Here is a 20,810-nt window from a genome sequence, read left to right on the forward strand (position 1 = left end):
ATTTAATAACATCATGGAGGAAATAAAATGCCAAATACTAGTTTTCCAAAAGGATTTTTATGGGGAGGGGCAACAGCGGCTAATCAGTGTGAAGGTGCTTGGAATGAGAATGGAAAGGGTATATCGGTCGCAGATTGCAGCATGTACAAAAGTGAAATAGATCCCAGTGATTACAAAGCGCAGCATTTCATAACCAGTCAGGATATTGAAGAAGCCATGCTGAGTCAGGACACAAGCAAATATGCAAAGCGACATGGAATTGATTTTTATCACAGGTACAAAGAAGATCTAGATTTGTTTCAGGAAATGGGTTTTAAAATACTACGAGTATCCATTCAATGGACGAGAATTTATCCCAATGGAATTGAAAAAGAGCCAAATGAAAGTGGATTACAATATTATGAAGATCTATTTCAGGAAATGCATAAAAGAGACATAGAACCTTTAGTTACATTACACCATTACGAAATGCCACTGTATTTATCCAATCACTATAATGGTTGGTATCAAAGAGAAGTAATTGAGTTCTTTTTAAAATTTTGTAAAACTGTTTATAAAAGATATAAGGGATTGGTAAAATATTGGTTAACCTTTAATGAAATTGATAGCGTTTTTCGTCATCCATTTACGACTATAGGATTAGTGGAAGACCGCTATCCAAAAGAAAAGTGGGAGGAAATTATTTATCAGGCTGTCCATAACCAGTTTGTAGCAAGCGCATTAGCAACAAAATATCTGCATGAAATAATACCTGAAGCGCAGATGGGCTGCATGATTACCCGAACATTGACATATCCGGAGAACTGCCATCCACAAAATGCCTTGATTGCGCTAAAAGAGAATAGAAAAAATTTTTATTATTCGGATGTACAGGTAAGGGGTGAGTATCCAAGCCATATCAAAAGGGAATGGGAAAGAAAAAATATTAAGATTATTTTTGGAAAAGAAGACGAAAATATTCTCAAAGAATACCCGGTGGATTTTGTTTCCTTTAGTTATTATATGAGCCGTGTTTCTAGTATGGATGAAGCAAATAAGGAACAAGTGAGCGGAAATCTCACAAGCGGAGTTAAAAACCCTTATCTTGAGACGACACAATGGAATTGGCAGGTTGATCCAACGGGTTTATGTATCTCATTAATTGAGTTATATGATAGATATGGAAAGCCATTGTTTATTGTAGAAAATGGTTTAGGAAGCAGGGATATGATGGAATCAGATGGAAGTATTTTGGATGATTATCGTATTCAGTATTATCAGGAGCATATTAAGGCTATCGAAGCCGCCATTGAAGAAGGTGTTGAAGTGATGGGATATACCCCGTGGGGCTGTATTGATATGATAAGTATGTCAACCTGCCAAATGTCTAAACGATATGGATTTATTTACGTCGACTTGGATGACAATGGAAATGGTTCTTATGAAAGGAAGAAGAAAAAGTCATTCAATTGGTATAAACAAGTGATAGCTTCAAATGGAAAGGATTTGGAGAATCATGAAGGATAAATTGTAACTGCGTGTTAATTTTTGATCATATTAAACTTGCCTGCTATGTTTTAAATTGATATAATGGTGCTAAATTAGCAACAAAAGATAGAACAAAGTAGGAGATTGAGATGATAGATCAGGCAAGTATGATAATGACAAATGGTAAATGCATAGCAGCAGAACGAATTTTGGGAGTCAACGACAATATGATAAAGTCGCATTATCATGACTACTTTGAACTGTATTATCTGGAGTCGGGTCAACGCTATCATATGGTACAAGATAGAAGTTGCTGCATGAGTACCGGTGAGTTCATCATTTTCCCCCCCTATAAGATGCATCACTCTTATGGAGACAATGATGTTGCATTTAAACGTCTTGTGGTTTATTTCAAAACAGAGGCTATTATGATACATGAAATAACGGAAAAATTAAAAGTATCTGCCAGAGTGTACCGTCTGGCAGATAGAAGTGAAATATATTCCCTGTTGAAAGAAATATTGAAGGAACAGGAAAAAAATGATATTTATAGCGATGAAGCAATGCAAATGCTCTTAAATCATCTGCTTATTAAAATTGTTCGTTTGGAAGGAGCAGAGGTGGAGGTTGATAAGCAAAACCGTATCACTCAGATTATTCATTACCTGCATAAGAATTATACAGAAAATATAACGCTTGATATGCTCGCTTCGCAATTTTATTTAAGTACGTACTATTTGTGCAGAGAATTCAAGCATTACACCAATAGTACTATCATTCAATATATTAATCATATCAGAATCAGTCAGGCACAGCTTTATCTTATGGAAACAGATAAAAGCATTACACAAATAAGCAGCGAAGTAGGATTTTCCAATGTTACCCATTTTGACCGAGTTTTTAAAACTATTACCGGAATTTCCCCATCGGCTATGAAAAAGCAGATTGCAGGAAAGAGGAAAAGATTTTAAATAAGAGCGTTACAAAAAATGTCAATATGATGAGGTGATAAAATGCATGAGGTAATGGCAAAGGCGATTCTGTCTTCAAATAATGGAATGAATATTTATAGAGGGTGTCTGCACGGCTGTATTTATTGTGATGCCAGAAGCGATTGCTATCAGATGCATCATGCCTTTGAGGACATTGAAGTAAAAAGTAATGCAGCAAAGCTATTAGAAGAAAGCTTAAAAAGAAAACGAAGAAAATGTATGATTGGTACAGGGGCTATGACAGATCCTTATATTCCCTTGGAGCTTGAGCTTAAGAATACAAGGAAGTGCTTAGAGCTGATTGATCAATATGGTTTTGGAGTAGCAATCCATACGAAATCAGCATGTATATTAAGAGATTTAGACGTTCTTAAAAGCATTAATCAGAAGTCTAAATGTGTGGTACAAATGACATTAACTACCTTTGATGAAGCGTTGTGCAAAATCCTGGAGCCAAATGTATCGACGACAAAGGAGCGCTTTGAGGTACTTAAAATACTAAGAGACAATGGTATCAAAACGGTGGTATGGCTGTCACCTTTGCTGCCTTTTATCAATGATACAAAAGAAAATGTAGAAAGAGTACTTAATTATTGTATTGAAGCAAAAACATATGGAATTATTTGTTTTGGAATGGGCTTGACCTTAAGAAATGGGAACAGGGAATATTTTTATCAAAAGCTAGAGAAACATTTTCCAGGCTTGAAAGAGCGCTATATTAAAACTTATGGAAATTCCTATGAAATAAATAGTCCAAATAATAAGGAACTAATGGAGCTATTTCATCAAACCTGTAAAAAACACCAGATTGTATCCGATGTTAATGCACTCTTTTCTTATCTGCATCAATATGAGGATAAGCAATATGAACAGCTTATGTTAAAATTATAATCGTCTAATGCTGATTTCCAGATTGCAAAAGAGGATAAATGGATGCAAAGGTAGAAGAACAGGGATATACAAATAAATCCTATTCATTTCAATAGGATTTATTGCTTATATCAGAATTATATTACCTTATATTCTAGAACGCACAAAATCGATAAACTTTTTCGAAGTGGCAGACAATGCCTTGTTTTCGTTATAGATTAAGCTATATGGATAGTCCATATGTACCTCAGGAACGTTAAGCATTTTTAACAAGCCAAACTGAAGTTCAAATTTTACTGCAACATAAGGAAGGAGTGATACTCCTAAATTAGAGCTTACAGCTCTTTTAATTGCATCTACATTTCCAAGATACATATTGATATTTTCCGGTATTTTTATCTGTTCAATAAAATTTATATAATAGGTATAGAGTTGAGAATCTGTTTTATGAACAACAAAGCTCATTTTCCTTAAGTCTGAAATATTAATTTCAGGATAATTGCAATAAGGGTTTTGAGGAGAGGCAACAATAACCAATTTATCAGCAAACAGTTTTTCCACATAAATATGCTCATTATAAAAACAGCTTCCTCCATTGACGGCAATATCCAGAGTACCATTATTAATTAAATGATAAATCTCAGAAGTGTTGCCTATGTGCAAGCTAAATTTAGTACTGGGATATAATTTTTTAAACTCACCAATCACATCAGGTAAAATATAAGAACCGGGAGTATTACTTCCACCAATATTTAAGGTTCCTCCGATAAAGCTTTGTGTATCATAAATAGCTGTCTCCAAATCCTCTATAATACTAAAGATTCTTTTGGTGTATTCCTGTAACATAACCCCATTCTCACTTAAAAAAATCTTATTCCCAATTTTGTCAAATAGCTTAAGACCAATTTGAGCTTCTAATTTTTTAATCTGAATAGAAAGCGCAGGTTGGCTAATATGAAGAACTTCAGAAGCCTTTTTATAGCTCTCATATTTCGCAACAGCATTAAATATTTCTAAGTAATGTAAATCCATGTCAACCTCCAATTTAATATAGTTATATTTTTACACAACACATAATTTTTGTAAATGATACGCATTGATATTATGTATTTGAAAAAAAACAATAAGTTGTTAATATTAAATAGAGGAACAATTGAACAATAACTTAAAAAAGGAGCGATTAGTATGTTATTAAGTATGAGTGTCCCATTTGAGGTAATGGGAATTGGTGTTATTGTATCTTATGGAATTGCCATTCTAATTAAGGTTTTATTATCAGGTATCCGATTATTTACTGTGAAAAAGGATGATAATTTAAACGTATAAATACTAACTGTATTATACTACAAAATACAAAAAAGAGTAGGGGATTCTTATGAAAGTTTTAGATTTATTTCAAGGCATTGGAACTATGTTTGCTCAGGAGCCTGAAATTGTGATTTTTCGTATCATTTTAATTTTTCTTGGCTTTTTACTTGTTTATTTAGGGAAAAAAGGAACTTTAGAACCATTAATTATGATACCAATGGGCTTTGGAATGTCCGCCATAAATACAGGTGTGCTATTTATGGAAAATAATCAAATTGGAAATTTAATAATCAATCCATTACTGACAAGCACAGATGATTTAATGAAGTATATGCAAATCAACTTTTTGCAGCCAATCTATACCTTGACTTTTAGCAATGGTTTGATTGCTTGCTTAGTATTTATGGGCATTGGTATTTTATGTGATATTGGCTATGTGCTTGCGCATCCTTTCATCAGCATGACAATTGCATTATTTGCAGAGCTTGGAACGATTGCGACCTACCCACTTGCAAAACTGATGGGGTTGTCAGATGGAGCAGCCGCAGCAGTTTCTATTATAGGAGGGGCAGATGGTCCAATGGTATTGTTCGCCTCCTTAAAATTAGCACCAGAATATTTTGTACCCATATCCATTGTAGCTTATTTATACCTAAGCTTAACTTATGGTGGTTATCCCTATTTGATAAAGCTTTTAATTCCAAAGGAGTTAAGAGGTAAAGTAGTGGTAGATACTAAGCCAAAACACAATATTACATCTAATGAAAAATTAATCTTTGCAGTCATTGCTAATGCAGTATTATGTTTGTTATTCCCGGTTGCAGCACCACTATTTCTAAGCTTCTTTCTTGGAATTGCAATTCGTGAATCCGGAATCACAAAATATATTAAATTGATTGAAGATGGCTTCTTATATTTCGCCACGTTCTTCTTAGGATTAATGCTAGGTGTATTATGTGATGCCAGTACTTTATTAAATCCTGATGTTTTAAAGCTTTTAGTTCTTGGCATGGTTGCATTGGCACTGTCTGGAATTGGCGGGATCATCGGAGGCTATGTGATTTATTTCATCAGAGGAAAAAATTTTAATCCAGTTATAGGTATAGCGGGAGTTTCTTGTGTACCATCAACAGCAAAGGTTGCACAAAAAGAGGTTCAGAAAGTAAATATGTCAAGCTTTATTTTAGACTATGCACTTGGAGCCAATATTTGCGGAGTTATAACAACGGCTATCATAACGGCTATTTATATCACTTTATTGCAATAAATAATGAGTGGACATCAAGAATAATATGATGTCTGCTTTTTGCTTTCTACATTATTTTCTTGTCTTAAATTCTATATAGCTTTTTTCATAATAAAAGCTATATAGAATTTAAGTATTTCCCCGTTCTTTGTGCGTATTAGATACCGGCATTGAATCTGTTTCAAACCAAAATCCACAGTATATTAATAAAAAATTTCAACAAAAAATCCGTTATTTTATATGAATTCATAAAAAGTTCATATATTTAACACAAAGCCGACAAATATATCGTCTATATTTATAGTAAAGGAGGATTTATAATGAAATTTAAAAATTTATTAGCAGTATCACTAGCTTTTACTATGGTAGCTGGAACATTATCAGGCTGTAGTAGTGAAACTGGCGGTGAGGTAGCCAGTGCAGCAGTTACAAATCAGGGAAAAACAATGGAGTATGAAAGTAAACTGTTTGGAGACGATCCAATAACAGTAAATATCATAGTAGATGAAACAGAATGGCAGAATATGATTGATAATATGTCTGATGAAGAATACATTAGTGTCAACATGGAGGTTAATAATGAATTGTTTTCAGATGTAGCAATTAGAGCAAAAGGAAATTCAAGCCTTAGATCAGTGAGTGAAAGTGACAGTGACAGATATAGCTTTAAGGTCAAGTTTGATAAATATCAAAAAAATCAGACTTGTTATGGATTAGATAAGCTTGTTCTTAATAATGTTATATCAGACAATACTTATATGAAAGATATGATTGCGTTTGATATGATGAATTATATAGGCGCATATAGTTCACTTTATAATTATGCTGTAATTTCTGTCAACGGAGAATACTGGGGGCTATATATCGCTTTAGAAGGATATGATAGCAGCTTCTGTGATCGTGTTTTTGGAAATGATGACGGCAACTTGTACAATGTTAAAATGGTAAATAATGGTGGTGGCGGATCTGGAGGTCCTGATCAATCAAATGTGGATGGGCAGGCAGCAGATGTGTCTGGTACCGCAGATACACAGACAACTGAGCTTACGACTGGTTCAGATACACAGACAACGGATAGTGCACAGGCTCAAGATACAACAAACGAGAATCAAGCAGAGCCGCCTGAAATGCAAGGTGGAAATGAACCTCCAAGTGACTTAACAAGCGCATTGCCAGATGGTTTTGACATTGACGATTATATTACAAAATCAGCAGAAGAAGGCTTTAGCCTTTCCAGCTATTTAGAAGAGCTTGGTTTAACAGAAGCGGACTTTAGTATACCATCCAATATGGATCTTGAGGATATGCTTGATATGGTGGTAGCTATTAAAAACGGAGACTTTTCTGATGAGTCAATGGGAGGCGGCAAAGGCGGCGGCGGAATGGGAGGTAGTTCAACAGGAGGAGCATTATTATATACAGATGATGAAATTTCCTCTTACAGCTCCATTTTTGAGAATACGTCATTTAATCATACAACGGAAGACGATCAAAAACGTGTGATTGAAGCAATTAAGGCTCTTAATGCAGGTGAAAATATTGACACTTACTTTAATGTTGATGAAATACTTCGTTATTTAGCTGCCCATACAGTACTTTGCAATTTTGACAGCTATAGCTCCTCAATGGCTCAAAACTATTATATTTATGAAGAAGATAGTAAAATATCTATTCTTCCATGGGATTATAATCTTGCTTTTGGAGGTTTTCAGTCAGAGAGCGCTTCACAATGTGTAAACTGGGCTATAGATACCCCTGTACTAGGAGTTGATATGGCTGATAGACCATTAATCAATCAACTTTTAAGCAACGAAGAATACTTAGCAACCTACCATGAGTACTTACAGCAATTAGTAGATGGCTACATGGCAAATTTCAGCGAACATGTTGATAACTTAGTTTCTAAAATCGACAGTTATGTACAAACTGATCCAACTGCTTTTTGTACTTACGAAGAATACCAGACTGCTGTTTCTACTTTAAAGAGCTTCATGGAACTTCGTATGCAGAGTATTCAAGGTCAGTTAGATGGAACTATTCCATCAACTACGCAAGGACAGGAGCAGGATTCATCAACGTTAATAGATGCATCTGCAATTACACTATCGGATATGGGTTCACAAGGTGGTGGCAAAGACCAAAAGGGTGATATGCCAGGAAGACCAGGTCAAAATGATGCAAATACCTCAACTGAAACAAACGCAGATGGAACTGGTGATACAGAGACGACAAGTGATACAGAGACGACAAGTGATACAGGCACCACAAGTGATACAGGCACGACAAGTGATACAGGCACGACAAGTGCACAATAAAATAATAATTAATGTATTTTACAAAAAATAAGAATTTAAACAATATTAAGTAATAGTAATAAACCCACGTCTGTTAGGAAAACTCTTAACAGACGTATTTTTTAGTAAAAAATATTAATAGTTTCTTGTCATCAATAATTTTTGATTTTTAGAGCAGATAAGTACTCAGCACTTGAATATTATTTATCTTACTATATAATAATGATATAACAAAAATGTAAAGCATATGGACATATTAAGAGGAATAACATGAGTCAGGAGGCAGTATGGAAAGGTATGTGGGATATACACAAAGTGCGAGATTTACTTGTTTAGAAGACTTAGAACTTGATAATCAGTTTAGTTTAACAAGTGCAATTAGTTTAGATTACTGTGGCTGTGAAAGATGTGAAAAAAGTTATAAATTCGGTCCATACAAGAGGGAAAACTATGTGATTCATATTATTTATGAAGGAAAAGGCTCTTATACAGTGGGTGATCAGGTTTTTCAACTGGAAAAAGGTCAGGCCTTTATTATATATCCCGAAATTGAGACGCTTTATAGAGCAGATATTATCGAACCATGGTGTTATGCCTGGGTAGGTTTTCATGGCTACCGTTCAGAGGAATTTATTAAAAAGATGGGATTTTCAAAAGAAAAACCCATCATTCATTTAAAACATGTTGAACAAGAAAAAGCATGCATTATAAATATGTTAAAAGCAAAACGTTTGACAAGTATAGATGAATTGAGAAGAATCAGCGAATTGTTTGAATTGTTTGCACTGATGATGGAGAATAACGAAAATTATGCAGGGAAAGAAAATCATGATTATCCAAGTGCAACATATGTTAAATATGCGATGGATTATATGAGGCTTAACATAAAAGAGAAAATTAAAATAGATGAACTGGCTGATACAATTGGAATTAGCAGAAGCCATTTAACAGGAAGCTTTAAAAAAGAGCTAAATATGTCGCCTCAAGAATATTTAATTCATTTACGGCTGGAAAATGCGACGTATCTGTTGAAAAATACAACAAAACCGATTCGCATTGTGGCTTCTGAATCCGGTTATGAAGATTCTTTCTTTTTTTCAAAAATCTTTAAGCAAAAATATAATATAAGCCCAAAAGCTTATCGGGCGATGCAAGTTGAGGTGATACAAACAGATAAAAAGGGAAAATTTGAAGCCAAACATTTGTAAGAAAAGAGGACACTTAGGAGCAATAGCTAATGTGTTCTCTTTTTTATAAAGTATTATTTATATTAAAAATCACTTTAAATTGTATAAATTGTACATTAATCCATAATGTAATTACATTATTCCATGTACTAATACCTAGAAATTACTATAATTATAATTAGATTTATATAAATCAAACAATAGGATATAGGAGGATAAGGATTTGAAAAAGAAAATATTATCACTTTTAATTACGTCCCTCATGGTTCTTTCTTTAGCAGCATGTAATTCCAAACAGAGTACTGCCATTGGTGCAGAAGAATCAACAGAACAAACAGTTACAAACAAGGACCCTCTTGAGGTTATTATATGGGATACAAATCAACAGGAAGGTTTGCAGGAAATCTGTGATTTGTTTACACAAGAGACAGGGATAAAAGTAGATATACAGGTAAAGGATTGGGACAGTTATTGGACTTTGCTAGAAGCCGGTGCTTCGGGAGGAGATATGCCGGATGTATTTTGGATGCACTCTAATAATTCTCAAATGTATATGAATAATGATATTCTATTAAAATTAGATGATTATATAGAAAAAAGTGATAAAATTGATTTAAGTAATTATATGGATGAAATAGTAGAACTCTATACATGGAATGGTTCTTATTACGCAATTCCTAAAGATTACGATACCATTGCATTATGGTATAACAAGACAATGTTTGATGAAGCAGGCTTATCTTATCCCGATGAAACATGGACTTGGGATGACTTGTATGAAGCGGCAGTTAAATTAACAAAGGATGACGGCTCTCAGTATGGTTTTGCATTGAACCCTTCCAATGATCAAGATACTTACTACAATATGGTATATTCGATGGGCGGTAATATTATATCAGAGGATCATAAAACATCTGGTTATGACAATGAAAATACAATAAAGGCAATGGAATACGTAGGTAAGTTAATTAAGGATGCATGCCCGAGTTCTACAACCATGTCAGAAACAGGCACAGACGTTTTAATGCAGTCAGGTACAGTAGCCATGATTACTCAAGGCTCTTGGATGACAGCAGGTTTTCTTCAAAATGATTATATGAAAGAAAATTGTGATGTGGCAATTATTCCTTTTGATGCACAGACAAAAGAAAGAGTTTCATTATGTAATGGTTTGGGATGGAGTGCCTATGCAAAAACAGACAGACCGGATGATTGCTGGGCATTGCTTGAATGGCTAGGAAGTAAAGAAATGCAGTTAAAGCAGGCAGAATTAGGTGTAACAATGTCAGCGTATCAGAATACTTCAGATGCATGGGTAAATTGTACCGATAACTTCAACCTTCAGGCATATCTAGACATAACAAAGGAATCAAGTAATGATGTAACCAATCAATTAGTTTTAAGACCATATTCCTATAATTCAACAGTATGGTCAAGTGCGGCACAGACTGCTTTGGCTAAAGCCTGGGCAGACACTTCTTTAATGAAACAGACTTGCATAGATTATGCACAAGAAATGAATGCAGCTATAGCAAAAGAAAATAATTAAGTAAGATGAAAATGAATAGAATGGGCGGGGAAACCCGCCCGTTGTTTCAATAAAGAAAGAGAGATGATACTTTGAAATCCACAAACAAGATTAATACAAAAAGAATGACTTCTTGGGAAAAAAGTCAGTTTATCTGGGGATGGTTATTTATTTTACCAACTATGGCAGGTTTGCTTGTACTAAATATCATTCCTATTTTTGAAACCATTTACCAGTCTTTTTTTAAAACGGGAGATTTTGGAAAGGGTAATGTATTTATAGGTTTTGATAATTATAATAAGCTGCTTCACGATACAGAGGTTTGGAGATCACTATGGAATACCTTTAAATATACCCTGATAGAAGTACCGTTTTCCATTTCTATTGCATTGATACTTGCGGTATTTTTAAATAGAAAAATACGCGGAAGAAGTGCATATCGTGCTATTTTTTTTCTGCCAATGGTAGCAGCACCTGCAGCTATTGCAATGGTTTGGAGATGGTTATATAATTCTCAATTTGGACTTATTAATCATTTATTCGGTAGTAAGATTGAATGGATTTCCAATCCAAACGTTGCATGGATTAGCATTGGTATTATAGGTGTTTGGTCAATACTTGGCTATAATATGGTATTATTTTTAGCCGGGCTTCAAGAGATTCCCCATGATTATTATGAAGCAGCTGATATTGATGGAGCATCTGGAATTCAGGCATTTTTTAAAATTACAGTTCCATTGCTGTCACCGACGATATTTTTTGTATTGATTATAAGAGTGATTGGTGCACTACAGGTATTTGATTTGCTTTATATGGTAATGGACATTACGAATCCAGCACTTAAAAATACACAGTCCATTGTGTATTTATTTTATCAGTATTCTTTTACTTATGGAGATAAGGGCTATGGTTCTACAATTGTTATGCTTTTATTAGCCGTAATTATGTTAATAACCTTTGTTCAGATGAAAGGTCAGAAAAAATGGGTTTTCTATAATTAAGGGAAAGAGGAAACAATATGACACTAACAGTAAAACGAAAAATACAAAAACTTTGCATACATTTTATTTTAACTATTTTTTCTATAATTATGATAACGCCGTTTGTATGGATGGCTCTTACTGCCTTCAAAACAGTTGGGGAGGCAACCTCTGTAAATCCTTTTGTGATATTTCCGGGAAAGTGGAATCTAGATGCTTTTCAAACCGTTTGGAATAATATGAATTTTTTAGTGCTTTATAAAAATACATTGCTGCTAATATTTTGGCGTGTATTATGTGCATGCTTAACCGCTACAATGGCAGGATATGCATTTGCCAGGTTAGAATTTAAAGGTAAAAATTTGATGTTCTCAGTCGTACTGTTCCAAATGATGATACCATCGCAGATATTTATAGTTCCGCAATATCTTATGGTAAGCAGATTAAAGATGACAAATACTATTTTTTCTTTGGTTTTTCCAGGAATCGTCACAGCTTTTGGCACATTTTTAATGAAACAGGCTTATATGACACTTCCTAAAGAGCTAGAGGAAGCAGCCAGATTAGATGGTTGTAATATTTTTCAAACATTTTTAAAAATCATGATGCCATTAACCCGATCCTCCTTGGTTGCATTATCTATTTTTACAGCCGTGTTCGCATATAAAGATTTAATGTGGCCATTGGTTGTTAATATGAGTGCATCAAAGATGCCTTTATCAGCAGCACTGGCAACTATGCAGGGTCAATACAGCTCTAACTATCCACAACTTATGGCAGCATCCTTAATTGCCTGTATACCTATGATTATTCTTTATTTAATTTTTCAAAAACAGTTTATTGAAGGAATTGCAACATCTGGAGGAAAGCTTTAGTGATAACAGTTTAGCAAAATAATTAAATCAGAAAGGAAAATTAACAATGCCGATTCAAATTAATAATAATATAATAACAATTCATACACGTAATACTACATATCAAATGGCAGTGGGGGAATTTGGCTTCTTACTGCATCTTTATTATGGGAAAAAAATTGAAGGTGATATGAGCTATCTTGTTACTTATAATGATAGAGGGTTCTCAGGAAATCCATATGAAGCAAAGGAAAATCGTAGTTTTTCTATGGATACGTTGCCTCAGGAATATCCATGCTACGGAACCGGAGATTATCGTGTCACAGGTTTTAATATGAAAAATGATGAAGGGATTTATGGATGTGATTTGAGATATCAGTCTCATTGCATCAGAAAGGGTAAATTTGCAATTCAAAACTTACCAGCGGTTTATGCTAAGGAAGAAGAAGCCAATACACTTGAAATCGTTTTGGAAGATAAGGCGGCAGGAATTGAGGTTACTCTTTATTATGGGGTCATTGAATCTTTAGATGTAATCACCAGAGCAGCAAAAATTAGAAACATCAAAGAAAAAAGCTGTATCATTACAAAAGCCTCCAGTGGCTGTCTGGACTTTATGGAGGGAAGCTTTGATATGCTGCATTTTCATGGCAGACATGGAATGGAACGTATGTTGGAACGCACACCATTGAGAGCAGGAACGATGTCCTTTGGGAGCATACGTGGTACATCAAGTCATCAACACAATCCTTTCTTTATTATTGCTGAAAAAGAGACAACGGAAGATATGGGCTGCTGTTATGGAATATCGCTATTATACAGTGGGAATTTTAAGTGTGAGGCAGAATTGGATCAATATAATCAAAGCAGAATTATTATTGGACTTCAAGATGAAATGTTTGAATATGAGTTAAAGCAAAATGAAACATTAAAGACTCCAGAAGTAGCATATATTTATACAGCGGATGGCTTGACGAATCTATCGCACAAATATCACAAGCTAATCCAAAATCATATTTGCAGAGGTATTTATAAAAACCAACCAAGACCGATTCTGATTAATAACTGGGAAGCCACTTATTTTGATTTTAATGGAAAAAAAATCATTGATATAGCAAAACAGGCAGCAGAACTTGGAGTTGAAATGCTTGTTTTAGATGATGGGTGGTTCGGAGAAAGAGACAGTGATAATTCAGGACTGGGAGATTGGTTTGTAAATGAAAAGAAAATGGGTGGCAGTATTGCAGATGTGGTGAAAAAAATCAATGATATGGGAATGAAATTCGGTATTTGGATTGAACCAGAAATGATATCGGAAGACAGTAAGCTTTACAAAGAACATAGAGATTGGGTCTTTATCATTCCTGAAAGAAATCCAGTACTTGGAAGAAATCAATTAGTTCTTGACTTCTCAAGGAAAGAAGTTGTGGATTATATCTTTGATATGATTGCTAACATTCTCAAACAAACCAATATAGAATATATTAAAATGGACATGAACCGAAGTATAGCCAATGTGTATACAGCAGTAGCAGGAAAGCAAAATTATGGAACGATTCTTTACCATTATGTACTGGGAGTATATGACTTCTTAGAACGACTAAATACAAGATTTCCACATATACTGATTGAAGGATGCAGCGGAGGAGGAGGCCGTTTTGACAGTGGAATGCTTTATTATACACCACAGATATGGTGCAGTGACAATACCGATGCCATAGACAGAATTACAATTCAATATGGAACTTCTTTTGGATACCCAATATCTACGGTAGGTGCACATGTATCCGCAGTGCCCAATCATCAGACAGGAAGAAGCACAAATATTAAAACGAGAGGTATCGTGGCAATGGCTGGAACCTTTGGCTATGAACTGGATTTAAATACACTTACATTAGAAGAGAAAGAGATAGTGAAGCAGCAAATCAATAATTGTAAAAAATATTGGAACTTGATTCACAATGGCTTGTACTACAGGCTTGTTAATCCACAAAAACAACATGATATCGGAGCATGGGAATTTGCTTCAGAAGATAAAAGTGAGGCTCTCTTAAATGTAGTTACGCTGGATACCCACTGTAATGCTTATGTTTCTTATATTAAATTAAAAGGATTGGAGGAAAAAGCATGGTATTATATGGAGCAGGACAAAGAAAAAGTTTATAGTGGCAGCGCTTTGATGTATGGGGGTATTCCAATTCCGAAAATGAGTAATGAATATCAGTCGTGGCAAGTGCATTTCGTTAAAGTAAAATAATAAAATTTATTAATCTGAGAAAGAGTTGATTCAAAAATTCATGAAACAACTCTTTTGTGTTCACAGTTTAGTAAAATCTTTAGTAAATAGGTGCAGTACTATCTATTCAAAGCGAAACCATTGAAAATCAAAATTGCTTCCGGGAAGAAATACAAAGGTTACGGTTTGCATACCAAAGACGCGGCGTATGTCAAACGTCTGGACTTCAAAGTGGTCGCTGTGATTTAATTCTGCAATCTCTATGGAATCAAAGGCTTCATTATGAAAATGTATCTGAATGGTATTTCTGTCTATCGGGCAGCGGCCGCATATAATAACCTTGCCTGCCCCCCGATTGCCAAAATCCATATTTTTAAATTCAAGTGATACATTATTGCCGATACCCTCAACACAATGAGAAGAAATGGTAAAAGTATCCCCATAAATATGATTGGCTTCCTTTACATAGATCTTTTCAAAAGCCTTTTCTTTTTTTAAAAAGCAAAAGCCCTTAATATGAATCTTACGTTCTACTTCAATCGTAAGACTCGTAATTCCTGATAAGCGTTGATTCAGGATATATGTTGCATCTTGATACACATTCCAGATGGTTTCTTTATCATAAATAAATGAGCCAAGAAGCTTTTCTGTGTTACGTTTTCCTTCGTAAAAGCGAATGACAGCAGGAGTACTCTCCAATTCAAAAATGGGAAGTGTCAGTGTATCAGAGCCATATTCTCCAAAATCAAGATTGTCATAGGTGATGCAAGTTAATGAATCTCTTGACGTAGCCACGCCGCGTTCATTTCCATTACTAATTTCTCCCTCATAGGAGCTATACAGTGAGCCGGAAATAAATTGATAAGGATTCAAAGTAAGCGAACCTAAACCACTAATCGAAAATTCTAGAGAGGATATGATCTGTGCATGATCTCCTCCGTTTTTGCAGCTAGCTCGAAGACGAAAATCTCCATCTCCATGAGCGGTGATTTCAACTAAATGTTCTGCATCACATAAAGATTTTACAGAAGCAATTTGAATTGCAACACCAGAAGCATTCGTTACTTGCCAGTTTATGTCATGATAGGATGCATTCATTGGATAAATTCGAGCTTCGACAATAATCCTTGTATGGTCTTTGGTAAAGGTTTGTCCGTTTCTTGAAATAAGCTCTATTTTACGAACGGGTATTTCACGCGTAATAATACTTTCAAAGGAAGACAGCAGTGCAGAAGCAACTGGTTTATTCGGTGAAGCAACAGCATTTAGTTTAAGTTGTCCCATAGGTAAGCCGATTGATGTGACATTTATTGTAATAGATCCGCTTTCCAGAGTGGAAGCAACCATTGCCAACAGCTTTCCGCTAAACAGTTTTCGGCTAGACCCCTTATAGGAGTCAGAGTCCGTACTGTCACCATTATCCAGACCAACTAAACGGCCTGCTCCCTCCACCTTAACATAGACACGGTTGTTTGCATTCTCAACCGGATGACCCTGAGCATCCATCATTCGTATAGTTACAAAGACTAAATCCTCTGCGTTTGCTGTCATACATTGCTTATTTGCAGTTAACTCGATAGTAGCAGCATCATCAAAAGAATATGCATCGTCTGAAGCGATGATTTGGTTGCTTTCATCAAAAGCAACGGCATGCAGATGTCCCCTTTCATAAGGAATCTGCCAATCTCCAATTAATTTAGTTCCGATTTGATGCTCAAGATGCTGACAGCCTAAAGAAATATCATTCAAAAATAACTCAATCTTAGGAGCATTAGACATAATCCGTACATCAATGAGCTGGTTTGGGTTAAAGTCCCAATAGGTTGAGATGTGGATCATGGGATTTTCCTTGTAGCTGGTCCACGACGACTGATAAAAGTAAAAGGAATCCTTAGGAAAACCTGCCGTATCAATTTGACCAAAGTAGGAATTTCTTGTGTGATAAGGAGTCGGCTCTCCGATATAATCAAACCCAGTCCAAATGAATTGTCCCATTGAAAAAGGGGTATCACGTTCACTCAAAATACAAGACTCCATGCTTTTCGCACCCCAACTTGTGGTGCTGTTTCCAAGGGAAGAACACTGCTCATCATCCTCACATAAAATAGGCTCATTAAGCGGGAAATGGTAAATTCCACGACTTTGCACCAGTGAAGAGGTTTCACTGCCATAAATAGCCCAATCAGGATACTTTTTGTGATGCTCTTGATATAGCTTTTCTGTATAGTTGTAGCCTGCCAGTTTTACAATATTGGCACATTTTCTCGCATTTTCCCAAGTCATATAATTTGAAGCGATAGTAACGTACGCATTATTACGACTGTCATGCTTTTTCACCTCATCATACAATGCCTGTGTGATTTCCATCCCATGCTCATCGGCATGAGTATCATAAATTTCATTTCCAATTGACCACATAATGACACTTGGATGATTTCGGTCGCGACGAATCCAGCTTTTTACGTCTTTTACACAGTGCTCCTTGAAAAAACGTGCATAATCGTAAGCTGTTTTAGAACGCTCCCACATATCAAACACTTCATCAATTACCAGAAATCCCATTTCATCAGTCAGTGCCAAAAGCTCAGGAGCAGGCATATTATGCGAAGTCCGAATTGCATTGGCTCCCATTTGCTTTAAAAGCAACAACTGTCTTTTGGCAGCCGTTTTATGAAAAGCACTTCCAAGCGCACCTAAATCATGATGCTGACAGACTCCATTTAATTTCGTATGTACCCCATTTAAGAAAAAACCCTGATTACAGTCAAATGTAATACTTCGAAAGCCAAAACGATTGTTTTCGGTATCTACAACAACATCATCGATGAGTAATTCAGAACGAAGGGTATAAAGATAGGGCTTTTCTAAGGTCCAAGGAATGATGTCACGAATCAATATCTCAACATCAGAGCTTATGCCGGACATAATGAGCTTCTCGTTTGCATCAAGCAGAGTATGTCGAACCGTTCCTATTGCATTTTGACTGATTTCATGAGAAACAATGAGAGAATAGTCCTCTTGTTTTTTATTGGTAGAAATATAAATGCCATTTTCTATGAAGTGGCTCATAGCATAGCTTTTAAGCCATACATTCCGATAGATTCCTGCACCTGAATACCAACGGCTGTTTGGATGTTCATGCTTTACACGAAGCTTTATATCATTTTTGCCCGTCATCAGATAAGGAGTAATTTCGTACTCAAAAGAACTATAGCCATAGGGCCAGGTGCCAACTTCTTTATGATTAATGAACAAAGTGGAATCCATATAAACTCCATCAAAACAAAGCGACAGAAGCTGATTGCTTACTGACGTATAATAAAAATCTTTCTGATACCAGCCCTCACTTGTTTCATACAAGTCATCTCCGTAGATAAGCCAGTCGTGAGGCAGATCAACATCAGTCCACTGTATCGTAAGAGAATCCAAATTACTTAGGCTTTGACCGATTTTTTGTTTGGTAAATTTCCAATCTGTGTTAAAATACTGTTTTATGCTCATGCATACATCCTTTCTTCTTACTTAAAGTCGTAATAAAGATTTCTTATTTTTCTTGCTGTAAATTTCTATATTGAGTAGGAGTACATTTGTTAATCGATTTAAAAAGCCGATTAAAAGTGGCTAAACTGCCAAAGCCAGATTGCATAGAGATATCTACTATTGTTGCATCAGTTAAAGTAGTCAATAACTTTTTAGCATAGGTGATGCGAGAACGATTCAAATAGTCATAGTAAGAGTAATTCGTAAATTGCTTAAATAATCGGATAAAATGCGATTCACTAAAACCACTCAGCTTAGCTAATTCACCAACACCAATGTTCTCGGTACAATGCTCGTCAATGTAATTGCAAATCTCCAGAAATTTGCTGACATATTTGTGAGCTCTTGTATTTTTTATATTGACAATATCAATTGGCAGGTTTGTCTTATTTCGTTCAGCAATGACTAACATTTCTAAAATCAAAGAATAAATGGATGCATATTTTAGAATAGAATTACTTGAATATTCTAAATAAATGCTATCCATCAGCCGATTCATTTTCTCTTTGGCATATTCACCCGATTCCTTAGTATAAAGGGCATAAGGATAGAACATGGAAGCAAGAGAATCAAGCCCCTTAATTGTGGAAAATAGGGGAGGCTCAAATAGAAAAATATATCTTTTCCCTTTATTAGGAGCGAAGATCTCATGAAGTACGCCGGGAGAAATAAAAAGAACATCACCTGGATTTAAAATTATGGTATTTTCTTCAATTTTAACAGTATAAATGCTTTCAATGGGCATGATCACCTCAATGGCTGGCTGCCAGTGTATTGGATAATTCTCATAGTCTGCATTAAAATAAAATCGAATTGGCATATTTTCATCATAAATTATGGTTTCACGTATACCATCTAATATTTCAATCATAATATCAACTCCCTTAATTTTATATAATGATGTTGAGAGGTATTTTACTCCCTGACTATACTAATTCTTTCATCATATAGAAGCGAAACATGTCCAAATATAATCAAAAATATCAAATATAATCAAAAATAATTATCACAAAATTCGGACAAAGTATACAAAATAAACAAAAATAATAATATTACTTTGTTATTAAACGAAAAAATACAAATAATAAGCAAATAGTCATAAGAAAAGTATAAAACGAAAGATATAAAAAGTAAAGACTAAATGATTCTAATTAATAAGATTCAAAAAAAATAACAATATTTGATAGTAATTTAAGAAAGAATGAGGGGAATGTTTTGAATTAGTGCACTATAATACAAACAAGAGGGGAAATAAAATATACAAAATAACTAAAACATCGCAAGTGATCTACAAACAATGAAATGTAACTCAAAAGGGAATTGATAAAAAGAAGGGGAGAAATTTCGGATGGGAAAAGATAAAGTATCAATAACAGAAAGTAAGATAAAACACAAGAAGTTGTTCTCGTTGCTCAGACATGTAAAAAAGGAATGGAAGCTATATTCTTTTTTAGTTCTTCCAATTGCTTATTACATCATATTTAAATACATACCAATGGCAGGAAATATTATTGCATTTCGAAAATATAAGGGAGGTTCAAACATATTTGGAAGCACTTGGGTAGGGCTTCGATATTTTAATCAATTTCTTCAGGATGAATCATTTTGGAAAGCTTTCGAAAATACCCTTCGACTGAGTATATCTTATATTGCGGTAAGATTTCCGGCCACTTTAATTTTTGCTTTGCTATTGAATGAAATTAAAACATTAGCTGCTAAAAAGTTTGTACAGACTGTCAGTTATCTACCCCATTTTATATCTTTAGTAGTCGTTTGTGGTATGGTAAAGGAAATTGTTTCCCTGAATGGACCAATTAATAGTTTAATAGCAGGAATGGGATTTGAAAAAATGGCATTTATTTCTTTGCCTGAGAGTTTTTCCACTATTTATATATCTTCGGGTGTCTGGCAGGCATTGGGGTGGGGAACCATTCTATACCTTACGGCTATGACAAATATTAACATGGAATTGTATGAGGCATCGGCCATTGATGGGGCAGGAAAGCTTAAACAGGCTTTACATATTACGATACCGGGTATCATGCCTACCATTATGACATTATTGATTCTGGATGTCGGAGGAATAATGACATCTACAAATATGCAAAAGATTTTACTCCTATATAATCCACTTACACAGGAAAAAGCAGATATTATTGGCACTTATGTTTATAGAATGGGTATAACAGGAGGAAACTTCTCCTATGCGACTGCGGTTGGACTATTTGAGGGAATTATTGGGTTGATCTTAGTAACAAGCGCCAATACGCTATCTAAGAAATTTACAGAGAGCAGTTTATGGTAGGGG

The 20,810-nt window shown here is 34.9% G+C and carries 15 protein-coding genes; 12 read left to right on the forward strand and 3 right to left on the reverse strand.

The window, feature by feature from the left end; translation table 11 throughout:
* The first annotated feature begins 27 nt into the window (after positions 1-27).
* From C8E03_RS17500 to C8E03_RS17510, 3 genes are all read left to right on the forward strand, one after another.
* Positions 28-1,506 carry a glycoside hydrolase family 1 protein gene (locus C8E03_RS17500; RefSeq protein WP_110291715.1) on the forward strand — a complete coding sequence of 493 codons (1,479 nt, stop codon included), beginning with the start codon at positions 28-30 and terminating at the stop codon, positions 1,504-1,506.
* A 110-nt stretch (positions 1,507-1,616) separates the two neighbouring features.
* The gene (locus C8E03_RS17505) at positions 1,617-2,438 is read left to right on the forward strand and encodes a helix-turn-helix transcriptional regulator (protein WP_110291716.1); all 822 of its coding nucleotides are present in this window, start codon (positions 1,617-1,619) and stop codon (positions 2,436-2,438) included.
* A 42-nt stretch (positions 2,439-2,480) separates the two neighbouring features.
* Positions 2,481-3,350 (forward strand): SPL family radical SAM protein, encoded by an 870-nt coding sequence (locus tag C8E03_RS17510; protein WP_094380422.1) that lies wholly within the window; start codon positions 2,481-2,483, stop codon positions 3,348-3,350.
* A gap of 126 nt (positions 3,351-3,476) precedes the next feature.
* Here the strand turns inward: C8E03_RS17510 and C8E03_RS17515 are convergent, their stop codons facing one another.
* Positions 3,477-4,361 carry a LysR family transcriptional regulator gene (locus tag C8E03_RS17515; RefSeq protein WP_110291717.1) on the reverse strand — a complete coding sequence of 295 codons (885 nt, stop codon included), beginning with the start codon at positions 4,359-4,361 and terminating at the stop codon, positions 3,477-3,479.
* A gap of 153 nt (positions 4,362-4,514) precedes the next feature.
* On the opposite strand from C8E03_RS17515, the gene C8E03_RS22070 reads away from it, so the two are divergent.
* The 8 genes from C8E03_RS22070 (at position 4,515) to C8E03_RS17550 (ending at position 14,983) form a co-directional block, all read left to right on the forward strand.
* The gene (locus tag C8E03_RS22070; protein WP_170123045.1) at positions 4,515-4,655 is read left to right on the forward strand and encodes a hypothetical protein; all 141 of its coding nucleotides are present in this window, start codon (positions 4,515-4,517) and stop codon (positions 4,653-4,655) included.
* 49 nt (positions 4,656-4,704) lie between these two features.
* Positions 4,705-5,904, forward strand: a complete 1,200-nt coding sequence (locus C8E03_RS17520) for a sodium ion-translocating decarboxylase subunit beta (RefSeq protein ID WP_110291718.1) — start codon at positions 4,705-4,707, stop codon at positions 5,902-5,904.
* A gap of 299 nt (positions 5,905-6,203) precedes the next feature.
* The gene (locus C8E03_RS17525; protein WP_110291719.1) at positions 6,204-8,198 is read left to right on the forward strand and encodes a CotH kinase family protein; all 1,995 of its coding nucleotides are present in this window, start codon (positions 6,204-6,206) and stop codon (positions 8,196-8,198) included.
* Positions 8,199-8,464: 266 nt separating this feature from the next.
* Positions 8,465-9,385 (forward strand): AraC family transcriptional regulator, encoded by a 921-nt coding sequence (locus C8E03_RS17530; protein ID WP_094380414.1) that lies wholly within the window; start codon positions 8,465-8,467, stop codon positions 9,383-9,385.
* 202 nt (positions 9,386-9,587) lie between these two features.
* Positions 9,588-10,913: an ABC transporter substrate-binding protein gene (locus tag C8E03_RS17535; protein ID WP_242993629.1), complete on the forward strand. Its 1,326-nt coding sequence runs from the start codon at positions 9,588-9,590 to the stop codon at positions 10,911-10,913.
* Positions 10,914-11,017: 104 nt separating this feature from the next.
* A complete protein-coding gene (locus C8E03_RS17540) occupies positions 11,018-11,893 on the forward strand; it encodes a carbohydrate ABC transporter permease (RefSeq protein ID WP_110291751.1) in 876 nt (291 codons plus the stop codon).
* Positions 11,894-11,910: 17 nt separating this feature from the next.
* Positions 11,911-12,747, forward strand: a complete 837-nt coding sequence (locus tag C8E03_RS17545; protein WP_110291720.1) for a carbohydrate ABC transporter permease — start codon at positions 11,911-11,913, stop codon at positions 12,745-12,747.
* Positions 12,748-12,793: 46 nt separating this feature from the next.
* Positions 12,794-14,983 (forward strand): alpha-galactosidase, encoded by a 2,190-nt coding sequence (locus C8E03_RS17550; RefSeq protein ID WP_110291721.1) that lies wholly within the window; start codon positions 12,794-12,796, stop codon positions 14,981-14,983.
* Positions 14,984-15,085: 102 nt separating this feature from the next.
* Here C8E03_RS17550 and C8E03_RS17555 read toward each other — a convergent pair whose 3' ends face one another.
* Both C8E03_RS17555 and C8E03_RS17560 read right to left on the reverse strand, forming a co-directional pair.
* On the reverse strand, positions 15,086-18,463 hold the full coding sequence (locus C8E03_RS17555; protein WP_110291722.1) for a glycoside hydrolase family 2 TIM barrel-domain containing protein: 3,378 nt from the start codon (positions 18,461-18,463) through the stop codon (positions 15,086-15,088).
* A 43-nt stretch (positions 18,464-18,506) separates the two neighbouring features.
* Positions 18,507-19,373, reverse strand: coding sequence for an AraC family transcriptional regulator (locus tag C8E03_RS17560; protein WP_094375804.1), 867 nt, complete (start codon positions 19,371-19,373; stop codon positions 18,507-18,509).
* Positions 19,374-19,850: 477 nt separating this feature from the next.
* On the opposite strand from C8E03_RS17560, the gene C8E03_RS17565 reads away from it, so the two are divergent.
* Positions 19,851-20,807: an ABC transporter permease gene (locus C8E03_RS17565; protein ID WP_110291723.1), complete on the forward strand. Its 957-nt coding sequence runs from the start codon at positions 19,851-19,853 to the stop codon at positions 20,805-20,807.
* The last annotated feature ends 3 nt before the right edge of the window (positions 20,808-20,810 follow it).

The organism is Lachnotalea glycerini (assembly GCF_003201285.1).
In the GTDB taxonomy this organism is placed as follows: domain Bacteria; phylum Bacillota; class Clostridia; order Lachnospirales; family Lachnospiraceae; genus Lachnotalea; species Lachnotalea glycerini.

Bases quoted from the DNA above. Each gene is read 5' to 3' on its own strand.
- C8E03_RS17500 (WP_110291715.1), top strand. From the start codon at position 28: ATGCCAAATACTAGTTTTCCAAAAGGATTTTTATGGGGAGGGGCAACA.
- C8E03_RS17505 (WP_110291716.1), top strand. From the start codon at position 1,617: ATGATAGATCAGGCAAGTATGATAATGACAAATGGTAAATGCATAGCA.
- C8E03_RS17510 (WP_094380422.1), top strand. From the start codon at position 2,481: ATGCATGAGGTAATGGCAAAGGCGATTCTGTCTTCAAATAATGGAATG.
- C8E03_RS17515 (WP_110291717.1), bottom strand. From the start codon at position 4,361: ATGGATTTACATTACTTAGAAATATTTAATGCTGTTGCGAAATATGAG.
- C8E03_RS22070 (WP_170123045.1), top strand. From the start codon at position 4,515: ATGTTATTAAGTATGAGTGTCCCATTTGAGGTAATGGGAATTGGTGTT.
- C8E03_RS17520 (WP_110291718.1), top strand. From the start codon at position 4,705: ATGAAAGTTTTAGATTTATTTCAAGGCATTGGAACTATGTTTGCTCAG.
- C8E03_RS17525 (WP_110291719.1), top strand. From the start codon at position 6,204: ATGAAATTTAAAAATTTATTAGCAGTATCACTAGCTTTTACTATGGTA.
- C8E03_RS17530 (WP_094380414.1), top strand. From the start codon at position 8,465: ATGGAAAGGTATGTGGGATATACACAAAGTGCGAGATTTACTTGTTTA.
- C8E03_RS17540 (WP_110291751.1), top strand. From the start codon at position 11,018: ATGACTTCTTGGGAAAAAAGTCAGTTTATCTGGGGATGGTTATTTATT.
- C8E03_RS17545 (WP_110291720.1), top strand. From the start codon at position 11,911: ATGACACTAACAGTAAAACGAAAAATACAAAAACTTTGCATACATTTT.
- C8E03_RS17550 (WP_110291721.1), top strand. From the start codon at position 12,794: ATGCCGATTCAAATTAATAATAATATAATAACAATTCATACACGTAAT.
- C8E03_RS17555 (WP_110291722.1), bottom strand. From the start codon at position 18,463: ATGAGCATAAAACAGTATTTTAACACAGATTGGAAATTTACCAAACAA.
- C8E03_RS17560 (WP_094375804.1), bottom strand. From the start codon at position 19,373: ATGATTGAAATATTAGATGGTATACGTGAAACCATAATTTATGATGAA.
- C8E03_RS17565 (WP_110291723.1), top strand. From the start codon at position 19,851: ATGGGAAAAGATAAAGTATCAATAACAGAAAGTAAGATAAAACACAAG.